Source organism: Amycolatopsis sp. Poz14 (genome assembly GCF_006704225.1).
Lineage (GTDB): Bacteria > Actinomycetota > Actinomycetes > Mycobacteriales > Pseudonocardiaceae > Amycolatopsis > Amycolatopsis nivea.
In genome coordinates this window covers 6286596-6299827 of the sequence record NZ_JACLHD010000001.1, presented here as the reverse complement: position 1 = coordinate 6299827, position 13232 = coordinate 6286596, and the positions used below count along the sequence as shown (strand labels likewise).

Genomic DNA, 13232 nt, shown 5'->3' with positions numbered 1-13232 from the left:
CGGCTTCCCACACCCGGCCCCCTACTCTGTCCGGCATGGCCGCGACCAGTCAGCACGGCGCCGGGCCCGCCCGGCGCGCCGGCGGGGACGGCGGACTGCTGCTGTTCCGGGTCGGCGGGGTGCCCGTTTTGCTCGCCCCGTCGTGGTGGATCGGCTCGCTGATCATCGTGGTGCTCTACGCGCCGCTGGTCGGGCGGTTCCTGCCGGACGTTTCGACGCCGACCGCGTGGCTGCTCGCCGCCGCGTTCGCCGTGCTGCTGGGGCTTTCCGTGCTCGCGCACGAACTCGGGCACTGCCTCGTCGCGCTGCGGCTCGGGATCCCGGTACGGCGGCTGCGGCTTTTCCTTCTCGGCGGACTGTCCGAAGTGGCTCGTACGCCGCGACGGCCGGGCCAGGAAGGGCTCGTCGCCGCGGCGGGGCCCGCGGTTTCGCTGGTGCTGGGCGGGTTCTGTTCGCTGCTGCTGTTCGCGGTTCCGCCGGACGGCGCGGTGTGGCTGCTCGTGGCGGAGTGCGCGGTGGCCAACTTCGCGGTCGGCTTCTTCAACCTGCTGCCGGGATTGCCGCTGGACGGCGGACGGCTCGTGCGCGCCGGGGTCTGGGCGATGACCGGGTTGCGGGCCAAGGGGACAAGGGCCGCGGTCGCGGGCGGCGCGCTCGTCGCCACGGGGCTGATCGTCTGGGCGCTGCTCGGGCTGGCGATGCAGAGCCCGGACCGCTGGCTGCGGCTCGGCGTGTGCGTCGTGACGGCGTGGTTCGTGATCCTCGGCGCGCGCTCCGAACTGGCGGCGGAAGCCCGCCGCGGCTGGCCCGCCGGGCTGGAACTGTCCGATTTGGTGCGTCCGGTCTTGCAGCTGCCCGCGGAAAGCCCGGTGTCCGACGCTTTGGCGGCCTCGGCGGGACGCGGCGTCGTGCTGGTGCGCGCGGACGGCGTCGCGGCGGGACTGCTGGACGAGCAAGCCGCGCAACAGCTGGCGAGCGTCAGCCCGCACGCGCCCGCCGAGCAAGCGGCCGAGCCGATCCGGGCGGAGACGGTGCTGCTGGCGTCGGAGCCGGGGGAGGAGATCGCCGAGCGCGTGCGCGAGACGCCCGCCTGGCAGTTCCTCGTGGTCGACGACGAAGGCCGTCCCGCGGGCGTGTTGCGCCGCGAAGACCTGCGGACCGCGCTGATGCAGGGCCGGCGCGCCCAGTGAGGGGCACCCGCGCACGACGGGCGCGGGACGACCTGCGAGGATTCGACGTCGGCGTTCCGGGTTTTGCAGTGGAGGAAGAAGTTGTCGGTCAGCGGACCGTTTCGTGCAGGTGACCGGGTTCAGCTGACGGACTCGAAGGGCAGGCACTACACCCTCACGCTCGCCGACGGCGGCGAGTACCACACGCATCGCGGCGCCCTCGCGCACGACGACCTCATCGGCCGTCCCGAGGGCAGCGTGGTCACTTCGGCGGGCGGCAGCACGTATCTCGCGCTGCGGCCGTTGCTGCCGGACTACGTGCTGTCGATGCCGCGCGGCGCGCAGGTGATCTATCCCAAGGACGCCGCGCAGATCGTGATGTGGGGCGACATCTTCCCGGGCGCCCGCGTCCTGGAAGCCGGCGCCGGTTCCGGCGCGCTCACCTGCTCGCTGCTGCGCGCGGTCGGTCCGGCGGGACAGGTGTTCTCCTACGAGATCCGCGACGACCACGCGGAGCACGCCGAGCGCAACGTCGTGAAGTTCTTCGGCGAGAAGCCGGACAACTGGACGCTCACCGTCGCGGATCTGGCCACGCACACCGGCGAGGTCGACCGGGTCGTGCTGGACATGCTCGCCCCGTGGGACCAGTTGCCGAACGTCGCCGCGCACCTGGTGCCCGGCGGAGTGCTGACCGTCTACGTCGCGACTGTCACGCAGCTGTCGCGCGTCACGGAATCGCTGCGGGAACAGCAGTGCTGGACCGAGCCGGAGTCGTGGGAGACGCTGATGCGGCCGTGGCACGTCGTCGGTCTCGCGGTGCGGCCCGACCACCGGATGGTCGCGCACACCGCTTTCCTGCTCACTGCGCGTCGGCTGGCGGACGGCACAGTGTCGCCGCGCGTTTCACGACGGCCCAGCAAGGGCAAAGGCTAACCAGGGACGCACCATCGACCGTTCTCGCGGCGCAGCGGGAACGGGGTTTCCCTGTGCCCGCCGGTGCCTTCGACCCGGACGGTCACCGTCGCGTCGTCGCCCGCGATCGCCGGTTGTCCAACCAGTGAGACGCGAAGCGGGCCCGCCGCGTCCCATTTGGCTTGGAGTTCCTTCAGCGCCGCAGCAGTTTGCGGTTTGCAAGTGAGAGTGCCGAATTCGGCGGAGTCGGCGCGCGTGATGGCGTCGACGAGAGTGCGCGCGAGCGTCGCTATCGCGGCTTGATCCGCCGCGGGCGCGGGAGCCGAGGACGTGCTGGTTCGCGACGGAGGCGGGGAAGCGGGCGGTTCCGAGACGGTGCGGGCGGGCCCCGGCAGGCCGATCGAGACCAAGCCGAGGACGCCGCCCGCGACAACGACTGCGAGCAGGCCGAGTGCCGTGCCGAGCCGGCGTCTCACCTAGTGGTCCGTGCTGACCTTCCCGAGGCACCAGGCCCCGCCCTGGCGCAGGGCGGTGAGGGTGCCGTCGGCGGTCTTGGTGGACGTGGTGACGTGGTACTTCACCGTCGCCTGGTCGCCGTTCTCCTGCGGGCTGCCGGTCAGTTCGAAGTGGATGCCCGAGGGCATCTTCTCGCTTCCCGGCTTCTGGCCCTTGGTGAGGCTGGTGCACAGCATCGAGAACAGCCCCTCGGTGTCGGAGCTGTTGTACGCCTCGGACGCGGCCTGGAACAGCTCGCCCGAGGTCGGCTTCGCACCGGCCGCCGCCGGGTAGTCGCCGCTGCCCGAACCCGACGACGAGGTCGACGGGGACGACGACGAACTGCCGCTCGGCCCGCTGGACTGCGGGCCCGCGGCCGGAGCCGAGGACGACGCGGGCGGGGCGGCCGTCTTGTCGTCCTTCTTGCTGTCCCCGGTCAGCCAGATGACCAGGCCGGTCGCACCGCCGAGGACGACCACCGCGGCGACCGCGATGCCGACGATCAGGCCGGTCTTCTTCTTTTTCGGCGGCTCCTCGCCGTACCCGCCGAACTGCCCGCCCGGCTGCTGCCCGAACGGCCCGCCCGGCTGACCCGGCTGGCCCGGCTGCCCGAACTGGCCGGGCTGCTGTCCGAACTGCCCGAATTGATCCGGCTGCTGCCCGTACTGCTGGGCGCCGCCCTGCTGCGGGTATCCGCCCTGGTAGGGGCCGCCCTGGCCGGGCGTGCCGGGGCCGGGCGCGGCCGGGAACCCGCCGGACTGCGGCGGCTGCCCGCCCTGGTTCCATCCGCCCTGCTGAGGCTGCCCGTACTGCGGCTGGCCGCCGGGCTGGCCCCCGTACGGGTTCGGCTGCTGTCCGCCCTGGTCCCAGCCGCCGGGCTGCTGCGGCGGATAAGTCATCTCGGTTCCCCCTGCCGTGCTCGCGAAAGTGCGGGCCGCGTGCGGAGCGCGGCCACCCGGGGATGCTAGCCAGCCGCGCGCCTTTCCGCGCAGCCAACCCGCAACTCGGGTTTGCCGCGGGTGTCCGGCGGGGCATCCGTAGCGTGTTCAGTTCCGCGTTGCGGAAACCCGCGCGGAGCGGATTCCCGTCCGCGGCACCGAATCGGCCGCTTGCGCTGCGCTCGCGGCCGTGCTTCGCCGGAAGAAAAAGCGCGACGCGCCGGTCTTGTGATGCGGAAAGGCCTTTTCTTGTCGGTGATCGCCGGTACCGTGGAATGAAAAGCACTCCGAGGAGGTGCCCGATGCATCATGACCTTCCCGGAGGTCGGCGCGAGGAGGCCGACCCTTCAGCAACCGGCGGAGCAGGGCAGACACCAGAGGAACAAGCCCGGCAGATCCGTTTTCTCGAGGAAGAAGTGGCGCTGCTGCGCCGCAGGCTCACCGATTCCCCGCGACAGAACCGCGTTCTCGAACAACGTCTCGCCGAGGCGTCGGAACGGGTGAGCCAGCTCACCGAGCGGAACACGAAACTCGTCGAAACCCTGCGCGAAGCGCGGGGTCAGCTGCTCGCCCTCCGCGAAGAGGTCGACCGGCTGGCCCAGCCGCCGAGCGGTTACGGGGTGTTCGTCGAGGCCTACGAGGACAACACGGTGGACGTCTACACCGCGGGGCGCAAGATGCGCGTCTCGGTGTCGCCCGCGGTGGAGGTCTCGTCGCTGCGGCGCGGGCAGGCGTTGCGGCTCAACGAGGCGCTCACCGTCGTCGAAGGCGGCGATTTCGAGCGCACCGGCGAGGTGTGCGCGCTGCGCGAAGTGCTCGCACCGGACGTCGAGGGCGGCGCCACGCGCGCTCTCGTGGTCGGCCACGCGGACGAGGAGCGGGTCGTCCTGCTGTCCGGTCCGCTCTCCGAGCAGCCGCTCAAGCCGGGCGACTCGCTCCTGGTGGACTCCAAGGCCGGCTACGCCTACGAACGGGTGCCGAAGGCGGAGGTCGAAGACCTCGTGCTGGAGGAGGTGCCGGACGTCCGCTACGAGGACATCGGCGGCCTGACCCGGCAGATCGAGCAGATCCGCGACGCCGTGGAGCTGCCGTTCCTGCACGCGGACCTCTACGAGCAGTACCAGCTGCGCCCGCCGAAGGGCGTCCTGCTCTACGGCCCGCCGGGCTGCGGGAAGACGCTCATCGCGAAAGCGGTGGCGAACTCCCTGGCCAAGAAGGTGGCCGAGGCTCGCGGGGACAACGCGGACGGCAAGTCCTACTTCCTCAACATCAAGGGTCCCGAGCTGCTGAACAAGTTCGTCGGCGAGACCGAGCGGTCGATCCGGCTGATCTTCCAGCGGGCGCGGGAAAAGGCCTCCGAGGGCACCCCGGTCATCGTGTTCTTCGACGAGATGGACTCGATCTTCCGCACCCGCGGCTCGGGCGTGTCCTCCGACGTGGAGACCACGATCGTGCCGCAGCTGCTGTCGGAGATCGACGGCGTCGAGGGCCTGGAGAACGTCATCGTCATCGGCGCCTCCAACCGCGAGGACATGATCGACCCGGCGATCCTGCGGCCGGGCCGGCTCGACGTGAAGATCAAGATCGAGCGTCCGGACGCCGAGGGCGCGAAGGACATCTTCTCGAAGTACCTGGCCGAGGGCCTCCCGATCCACGCCGACGACCTGGCGGAGTTCGGCGGGGACCAGAAGGCGACGTTCGACGCGATGATCCAGCACACCGTCGAGCGGATGTACGAGGAGAGCGACGAGAACCGGTTCCTGGAGGTCACCTACGCCAACGGGGACAAGGAAGTCCTGTACTTCCGCGACTTCAACTCGGGCGCGATGATCCAGAACATCGTGGACCGGGCGAAGAAGTCGGCGATCAAGTCGGTGCTGGAGACGAAGCAGCCCGGCCTGCGCGTGCAGCACCTGCTGGACGCGATCGTCGACGAGTTCGCGGAGAACGAGGACCTGCCCAACACCACCAACCCGGACGACTGGGCCCGGATCTCCGGCAAGAAGGGCGAGCGGATCGTCTACATCCGCACGCTCGTCACCGGCAAGAACCAGGAATCGGGGCGGGCCATCGACACCGCCACGAACACCGGTCAGTACCTGTAGGACAGCGCGAACGCCGCGGGGCCGCCGGATCTCTCTCCGGCGGCCCTGCGGTGCGTCTCAGACCCAATGGGGGTTTCGCAGGAGCTGTGGTGCGCGGCCGCATCGCGCCCATCGGCCAGGGACGGCTCCACGCACTGCGCTCGCGGGGGCTGGCACAGCTGGCGAGGTCTGTGAAGGGCTCCTTGAGGGAATCTGATTCCCTCAAGGAGCCCTTCACAGACTTGAAGTTACTTTGGCGTGGCCCTGGGCCAGCCCGGCCGACGTGGGCAAACGCGTCTCAATCGCGCCCACAGCTGGCATGCGTCTCAAACCCGTTCCAGGACCGGTTGCCGCGCCCGGGAAAGCCGTCCGTGCGAGGCCAGGATCCCGAGCACCACGAGCAGCGCTCCGACGGGTTCGTTCCAGTGCACCGGTTCGTCGAGGACGAGCACGCCGAGCAGAACCCCGACCACTGGAGTGAGGTAGGTCACAGCGGACGCGTTGGCGGCGCCCCAGGCGGTGGCGATGGCGGTGTTCCAGGTGTAGGCGACACCGGTGCCCAGCACGCCGAGCGCCAGCATGGACAGCACCACGGCGAGGTTCAGGTGCACCGGCTGCGCGGCGATCGCCGGGGTCGCGGCCAGCAGGATCACCGTGGCGAAACCGGTCTGCCCGAACGCGACCACGACCGGGTCGGGGTTGCGGGGCGACACGAATTTCCGCAGGTACACGAAAGCTAGGCCATAGCAGGTGGTCGCGCCGAGACAGGCGAGTTGCGCGAGGACTTCGTGGCTGAGGTCGATGCCGCGCCAGACGCCGACCAGGGTGAGCACGCCGGCGAAGCCGATCAGCAATCCGGCGGTTTTCGGCCGGGTAAGCCGTTCCACGGGCAGGGCGGCCGCGGCGAACAGCATGGTCAGCAGGGGAGTGGTGGCGTTGAAGATGCTGGCGAGCCCGGACGCCACGTACTGCTCGGCCCACGAGTACAGCAGGAACGGACCCACGCAGAACAGCAGCGAAACCACCGCGAGATGCCCCCACAGCGCGGGATCGCGGGGGAGCGATCGCCTGCGCAGCACCAGGAACGCGCCGAGCGTCAACGCTCCCAGCGCGACCCGCGCGAGCGCTACCTGAGCCGGCGAGAGTCCCTCCAGGCCCACTTTGATGAACAGGAAACTCGCGCCCCACACGACGGCGAGCACGACGAACCGGGCGGCGATGCCGAACCTCACTGAACCTCCGAAACGACCAGCGGACTGCTCCGGCCAGTCAACGTGCGCGCCACGCCCCGAGTCCAGCAGGTTTCGGTCACTGTGTTCGACCTCGGTGTATAACGCCCTATACTGCGCCGCGTGAGCACAGACAACGCCCGCCCGCGCCCGCCGGTCACCGAAGCCGACGTCCTGGCCTGGCTCGAGACGACCGCCGCCGCCGTCCAAACGGGGGAGCTCAACGCCAACGACCTCATCGACCTCCTGGGAGAGCTGCGCCGCGCCTCCGCGGCCTGCGCCGACGCCTCCGACTGGGCCCTCCTCGCCGCCCGCGAAGAAGGAGCCAGCCTCCGCCAAATCGCCCCGGTCTTCGGCAAAGGCTACGTCCGCGCACCCGCCGCCCGCCTCGAAAAACTCCACCGCCAAGCCCAAAACGCCAGCCAATGGCTCGCCATCCTCCGGCACAAACAAAGCGTATAACGACCTATACATCTGGCGATCGGAAAACGCTCCACATCGCCGCGCCTAAGCTCACGGCGCGACTTCCAAAACACAGCAACGACAAGGGGACCCGATGGACCGCATCGCGGTGGGGCTGGCCGCGCTCGGCCGTCCGGCATACATCAACCTGGGGCGGGACTTGCCCGAAGTGCGGGATGTGCCGTCGATGCGGGCCGCGACGCACGAGGTGCTCGACGCGGCGTACGCGGCGGGCGTCCGATGGGTCGACGTCGCGCGGTCTTACGGTCGTTCGGAGGAGTTCCTCGGCAGCTGGCTGGCCGAGCGCGGACACCAGGACGTCACGGTGTCCAGCAAGTGGGGCTACCGCTACGTAGGCGACTGGCGGCTCGACGCGGACGTCCACGAGGTCAAGGAACACACGCTGCCGCGGTTTCGCGAACAGTGGGCGCAGACGCGGGAACTCCTGGCTGCGCACGTGCACCTCTACCAGGTCCATTCGCTCACTGTGGACAGTCCACTTTTCACTGATCCGGCGCTGATAGACGCGCTGGCCGGGCTTTCCGGCGACGGCATCGAAGTCGGCTTCTCAACATCCGGACCCGCGCAGGCGGACGTGGTGCGCCGGGCGTTCGAGCTGGAATCGGCCGGGCAGCCGGTGTTCGCGTCGGTCCAGTCCACTTGGAACGTTTTCGAGCCGTCGGTCGGTCCGGCGCTGGCGGAGGCGCACGTGGCCGGGAAACGGGTGCTGGTCAAGGAAACTCTCGCGAACGGACGGCTCGTGGCGGAAGCTCCCGAGACGTTGCGGCGGATCGCCGGGGAGCACGGCGTCGGCCCGGACGCGATCGCGGTCGCCGCGGTGCTCGGACAGGAGTGGGCTCCGATGGCGGTGCTGGGTCCGTCGAGTCCGGCACAGCTGGCGGCGAACCTCGCCGCCACGCGAGTGCGCCTCGGCGACGAGGACCGCGTTGCGCTGGGACAACTCGCGCAGGACGTGCGCGAGTACTGGGCGCATCGATCCCACCTCGGGTGGAGCTGAGCGATTGCATTACCCTCGGGGCCCAGCATGGCCCGGGGCGGACGGGCAACACTGAGCGCGGAGGGGCAACGTGCGTCGTCGGCAGGTGCCAGCAGTCGCTGTGCTGGTCGGGCTGGGCGCGCTGGCCGGGCTCGCCGGATGCGGCAACCGGCCCAACAATCTCGAGACCTATTACGACGATCCGGCCCCATCGCCGGGCACGAGCGCTCCGGTCGCTCCGCCGGTGTCGCGGGCGGTCGATCCTCCGGTGGTTTCTTCTTCGGCGGCACCGGATCCGCGGCGCGCGGAGGCGGCTTTGCTGTCCGACGCGGACGTTGCCGAGGAGGGCGTGGCGCCGGGTGCGGGTCGCGTTTCGGGGTGTCTGAGCGGGTTGGCCGCGGGTGAGCGCAAGTCGGTGAGCTGGGTGTATCCGAGCGGTTCGGCGTTGACGCACGAGGTCACGGTGTACGCGGACCGCTCGGGCGAGGATGTCGTGGCGGGCACGCATTGCGCGGGCATGGAGGTGTCGTTGCCGCCGCAGCCGGGGATCACCGTGCAGCGGGCGTGGTGCGAGGGTTCGACGTGTGCGGTGTTGGTGGCGAAGGGGAATCTGGTGTCGGCGTTGAGCGTCGCGGCGAGCACGCCGGCGCGGGCGCAGGACGCGGCGAAGCGGTTGCTGCCGAAGATCGCGGCGAAGCTGACTGTTCAGCCGTAACGGCGGAACCATTCCTGGACGCCCGCGCGGCCGTCGGGGATGAAGGGCGGTTCGGGTTCGGCGGCGAAGACCCAGGAGCGGAGTTCGTCGAGCGGGATCCAGCGTCCTTCGACGATTTCCTCGGCCTGCAGTGTCACCGGGCCGTCCCAGCGGACTTCGAAGGCGAAGTTGTGGCAGCGGATCGAGCCGTCGTCGTAGATTTTGGTGAACAGCGGTTCCGGTTCCACTCCGTGGACGCCGAGTTCTTCGGCGAGTTCGCGGCGCGCGCAGTCGGCGGGGGTTTCGCCCGCGGCGACGACTCCGCCCGCCCAGCAGTCCCAGGTGGAGGGGAACGTGTCCTTGTCCGCGGTGCGGAGGTGCACGTAGACCGAGCGTCCGTCGCCCGATCGGACGAGGACGACGCCGGCGGCGTGCCAGAGCCCTTCGGCCCGGACCCGGGAGCGGAGCGCCTCGCCGGCCGGGCGACCCGCGTCGTCATAGAGGGCAACGAGTTCGTCACTGCCTGGCATGGGGGCATCCTCGCACGCGTCGAACCCGTAGGGTGGTGGCATGCGTCGGATCATGGGAACCGAAGTCGAGTACGGCATCGCCGTGCCCGGGGACGCCACGGCGAACCCGGTGCTCACCTCGACTCAGGTGGTGCTGGCCTACGCCGCGGCTGCGGACATCCCGAGGGCGCGCCGGGCGCGCTGGGACTACGAGGTGGAGTCGCCGTTGCGCGACGCGCGCGGGTTCGACCTGACGGGGCCGGGCGGTCCCGGGCACGACCCGGACGTCGAGGACCTGGGCGCGGCGAACGTCATCCTCACCAACGGTGCGCGGCTGTACGTGGACCACGCGCATCCGGAGTACTCGGCGCCGGAGGTCACGAACGCGCGGGACGCGGTGATCTGGGACAAAGCGGGCGAGCGGGTGATGGAGGAGGCCGCTTTGAAGGCGGCCACCGTGCCGGGGCAGCCGCCGTTGCAGCTGTACAAGAACAACGTGGACGGCAAGGGCGCGAGCTACGGCACGCACGAGAACTACCTGATGCAGCGGTCGACGCCGTTCACGGCGGTGATCGGGGGGCTGACGCCGTTCTTCGCGTCGCGGCAGGTGATGTGCGGTTCTGGCCGGGTGGGGATCGGGCAGCAGAGCGAGGAGGCGGGTTTCCAGCTTTCGCAGCGCTCGGACTACATCGAGGTCGAGGTCGGGCTGGAGACCACGCTCAAGCGCGGGATCATCAACACGCGCGACGAGCCGCACGCGGACGCGGACAAGTACCGGCGGCTGCACGTGATCATCGGGGACGCGAACCTGTCGGAGTACTCGACGTATCTGAAGGTCGGGACGACGGCGCTGGTGCTGGACCTGATCGAGGCGGGCGTGCGGTTCGACGACCTGAAGCTGGACGAGCCGGTGCGGGCGGTGCACAAGATCAGCCACGACCCGACGCTGAAGACGAAGGTCGAGCTGGCGAACGGGAAGAAGTTCACCGGGCTGGACCTGCAGTTCGCGTATCACGAGCTGGCGGCGGCGAATCTCGAGCGCACGGGCGCGGACGAGGCGTCGAAGGAAGTGCTGCGGGTGTGGGGCGAGGTGCTGGACGCGCTGGCGCGGGATCCGCAGGAGTGCGCGGACCGGCTGGACTGGCCCGCGAAGCTGCGGCTGCTGGAGGGGTACCGGGAGCGGGACCAGCTGGCGTGGGGCGCGCCGCGGCTGCGGCTGGTGGACCTGCAGTATTCGGACGTGCGGCTGGGCAAAGGCCTGTACAACCGGCTGGTCACGCGGGGTTCGATGAAGCGGCTGGTCACTGAGGAGGAGGTGCAGGCGGCGATCACGAATCCGCCCTCGGACACGCGCGCCTACTTCCGGGGCCGGGCGCTGGAGAAGTACGCGTCGTCGATCGCGGCGGCGTCGTGGGATTCGGTGATTTTCGACGTGGGCCGGGAGTCGCTGGTGCGGATCCCCACGCTGGAGCCGTTGCGGGGGACGAAGGCGCACGTCGGGAAGCTGCTGGACGCGGCGGCGACGGCGGAGGAGCTGGTGGAGGCGATCACCGGTTCGGACTAGCGCGATCCCGGCGTTTCGGGCCGCTGGAAGGCCCTTTTCGTCGGTACCGCTGGGTAGGCTAGGGAACATCGGCCAGACCGGGAGGCGAGATGGCGCAGGAGAAGATCGAGAAGCACGGCGGCGGCGATTCCGACGAGGAGTTCGACGACGCCGGCGGGGCGGGCCAGGAGCGGCGGGAGAAGCTCGGCGAGGACGTGGACACGATCCTCGACGAGATCGACGACGTGCTGGAAGAGAACGCCGAGGACTTCGTCCGCGCTTACGTGCAGAAGGGCGGCGAGTAGCCGTCCGCCCGTCGCGGCCGCCCCGGGTGCGGGGCGGTGCGGCGGGCGCGCTGGGCCGGAGGTTTCGCGCGGCGGCGCCGGGGGCAGGTTGTGCTCGGCGTTGCCGGGCACGGGATGAGATGGGAACCGAGAGCACGTATGGACAACACCTTCTCTGGGGCGGGTTTTTCCGGGCCCGGACTGCCGTCGGCCTACTTTTCGCCGGCGACGTCGTCGTTCGCGGATTTCGTGCGCGCGACCGCGCCGGAGCTGTTGCCGGCGCGGCGGGTGCCGGCGGGTGAGCTGGACGTGCCGCACGGCACGACGATCGTGGCGGTGGCGTTCGCCGGCGGGGTGCTGATCGCCGGCGACCGGCGGGCGACGTCGGGGAACCTGATCGCGAGCCGGGACATCGAGAAGGTGCACGTCACGGACGAGTACTCGGCGGTGGGCATCGCGGGGACCGCGGGGCTGGCCGTGGAGATGGTCCGGCTGTACGCGGTGGAGCTGGCGCATTACGAGAAGATCGAGGGCGTTTCGCTTTCGCTGGACGGCAAGACGAACAAGCTGGCCGGGATGGTGAAGGCGAACCTGGAGATGGCGATGGCGGGCCTGGCGGTCGTGCCGTTGTTCGTCGGGTACGACCTGGAGGCCGAGGACGCGAAGCACGCGGGCCGGATCGTGTCGTACGACGCGGCGGGCGGGCGGTACGAGGAGCACGCCGGGTATGCCAGTGTCGGTTCGGGTTCGCTGTTCGCGAAGTCGTCGCTGAAAAAGCTGTACGACCCGGACGCGGACGTGGACGCGGCGGTGCGGACGGCGCTGGAGGCGTTGTACGACGCGGCGGACGACGACACCGCGAGCGGCGGGCCGGACATGGTGCGGCGGATTTTCCCGAACGTCATCACCATCACCGCGGAGGACGGCGCGGTGGTGCTGCCCGCGGAGCGGACGGGTGCGGTGGCCGAGGCGGTGGTGGCCGGGCGCGCGGAGCGCAATCACCACCGGCCGGTGTGAGGCCGTCGATGTCCGCTGAATCAATGATTGCCGAGTTTTCGGAGAACGTGGAGCCGACACCGTGACGATGCCGTTGTATGCCTCTCCCGAGCAGTTGATGCGGGAGCGTTCCGAGCTGGCGCGCAAGGGGATCGCGCGGGGCCGGAGCGTGGTGGTGCTGAAGTACGCGGGCGGGGTGCTGTTCGTGGCGGAGAATCCGTCGGCGACGCTGCACAAGGTGTCCGAGATCTACGACCGGATCGGGTTCGCCGCGGTGGGCCGGTATTCGGAGTTCGAGAATCTGCGGGTGGCGGGGATCCGGCACGCGGATTTGAAGGGCTACCAGTACGACCGGCGGGATGTGAGCGCGCGGGCGCTGGCGAACGCGTACGCGGCGACGCTGGGCAGCATTTTCACCGAGCAGCTGAAGCCGTTCGAGGTGGAGGTGTGCGTGGCCGAGGTCGGGGCGACCGCGGCGGAGGACCAGTTGTACCGGTTGACGTTCGACGGGTCGATTTTCGACGAGTCGCCGTTCGTGGTGATGGGCGGACAGACGGAACCGATCACGACGAAGCTGAAGGACGTCGTGGATCCGGAGCACGATCTGCGGACGGCGCTGGCGACGGCGATCGAGGGGTTGCGGGCGACCGCGACGTCGTCGAACGGGAACGGGTCGGCGGCGGAGGCGGAGATCAAGCTTGAGGTCGCGGTGCTGGACCGGGCGAAGCCGCGGCGGGCGTTCCGGCGGTTGTCGGGGGCGGCGCTGGAGGCGTTGCTGCCGGCGAAGGAGGAGCCTGCCGAGAAGGCGGACGAGTCCGGCGAGGGCGACGGCAAGGACTCGGACAAGGGTTCCGGCGAGGGTTCGGCCGAGAAGGAATGACCTGACGCGCTGTGGGCCGCCGGACGATTCCGGCGGCCCG

At 70.1% G+C, this 13232-nt stretch carries 14 protein-coding genes; 10 read left to right on the top strand and 4 right to left on the bottom strand.

Annotated features, from left to right (window positions below; translation table 11 throughout):
- Positions 1-35: 35 nt before the first annotated feature.
- Positions 36-1190, top strand: coding sequence for a M50 family metallopeptidase (locus FKO37_RS29490; protein ID WP_051171941.1), 1155 nt, complete (start codon positions 36-38; stop codon positions 1188-1190).
- An 81-nt stretch (positions 1191-1271) separates the two neighbouring features.
- Positions 1272-2102 (top strand): tRNA (adenine-N1)-methyltransferase, encoded by an 831-nt coding sequence (locus FKO37_RS29485; protein WP_037806487.1) that lies wholly within the window; start codon positions 1272-1274, stop codon positions 2100-2102.
- Here the strand turns inward: FKO37_RS29485 and FKO37_RS29480 are convergent.
- Both FKO37_RS29480 and FKO37_RS29475 read right to left on the bottom strand, forming a co-directional pair.
- A complete protein-coding gene (locus tag FKO37_RS29480; RefSeq protein ID WP_238606604.1) occupies positions 2099-2557 on the bottom strand; it encodes a hypothetical protein in 459 nt (152 codons plus the stop codon). The genes FKO37_RS29485 and FKO37_RS29480 overlap by 4 nt on opposite strands.
- Positions 2558-3475 (bottom strand): hypothetical protein, encoded by a 918-nt coding sequence (locus tag FKO37_RS29475; protein WP_238606603.1) that lies wholly within the window; start codon positions 3473-3475, stop codon positions 2558-2560.
- Positions 3476-3816: 341 nt separating this feature from the next.
- Here FKO37_RS29475 and arc point away from each other — a divergent pair, with 341 nt between their 5' ends.
- A complete protein-coding gene (gene arc / locus FKO37_RS29470) occupies positions 3817-5619 on the top strand; it encodes a proteasome ATPase (RefSeq protein WP_037806484.1) in 1803 nt (600 codons plus the stop codon).
- Between the two features lie 305 nt (positions 5620-5924).
- On the opposite strand, the gene FKO37_RS29465 is transcribed toward arc, so the two are convergent.
- On the bottom strand, positions 5925-6830 hold the full coding sequence (locus FKO37_RS29465) for a DMT family transporter (protein ID WP_037806483.1): 906 nt from the start codon (positions 6828-6830) through the stop codon (positions 5925-5927).
- Between the two features lie 120 nt (positions 6831-6950).
- Between FKO37_RS29465 and FKO37_RS29460 the strand changes: the two genes are divergently transcribed.
- The 3 genes from FKO37_RS29460 (at position 6951) to FKO37_RS29450 (ending at position 9001) form a co-directional block, all read left to right on the top strand.
- Positions 6951-7289: a hypothetical protein gene (locus tag FKO37_RS29460; protein WP_037806482.1), complete on the top strand. Its 339-nt coding sequence runs from the start codon at positions 6951-6953 to the stop codon at positions 7287-7289.
- 94 nt (positions 7290-7383) lie between these two features.
- Complete coding sequence (locus tag FKO37_RS29455) at positions 7384-8307, top strand: aldo/keto reductase (RefSeq protein WP_037806481.1); 924 nt, start codon at positions 7384-7386, stop codon at positions 8305-8307.
- Between the two features lie 70 nt (positions 8308-8377).
- Positions 8378-9001 (top strand): hypothetical protein, encoded by a 624-nt coding sequence (locus tag FKO37_RS29450; protein WP_037806480.1) that lies wholly within the window; start codon positions 8378-8380, stop codon positions 8999-9001.
- Here FKO37_RS29450 and FKO37_RS29445 read toward each other — a convergent pair.
- Positions 8992-9510 (bottom strand): NUDIX domain-containing protein, encoded by a 519-nt coding sequence (locus tag FKO37_RS29445; protein WP_037806479.1) that lies wholly within the window; start codon positions 9508-9510, stop codon positions 8992-8994. The genes FKO37_RS29450 and FKO37_RS29445 overlap by 10 nt on opposite strands.
- 40 nt (positions 9511-9550) lie before the next feature.
- On the opposite strand from FKO37_RS29445, the gene dop reads away from it, so the two are divergent.
- From dop to prcA, 4 genes are all read left to right on the top strand, one after another.
- Positions 9551-11053 carry a depupylase/deamidase Dop gene (dop, locus tag FKO37_RS29440; RefSeq protein ID WP_037806477.1) on the top strand — a complete coding sequence of 501 codons (1503 nt, stop codon included), beginning with the start codon at positions 9551-9553 and terminating at the stop codon, positions 11051-11053.
- Between the two features lie 89 nt (positions 11054-11142).
- Positions 11143-11337: a ubiquitin-like protein Pup gene (locus FKO37_RS29435; RefSeq protein WP_037806475.1), complete on the top strand. Its 195-nt coding sequence runs from the start codon at positions 11143-11145 to the stop codon at positions 11335-11337.
- A gap of 138 nt (positions 11338-11475) precedes the next feature.
- Complete coding sequence (gene prcB / locus FKO37_RS29430; protein WP_037806474.1) at positions 11476-12333, top strand: proteasome subunit beta; 858 nt, start codon at positions 11476-11478, stop codon at positions 12331-12333.
- A 61-nt stretch (positions 12334-12394) separates the two neighbouring features.
- On the top strand, positions 12395-13192 hold the full coding sequence (gene prcA / locus FKO37_RS29425) for a proteasome subunit alpha (protein WP_037806473.1): 798 nt from the start codon (positions 12395-12397) through the stop codon (positions 13190-13192).
- Positions 13193-13232: the final 40 nt, after the last annotated feature.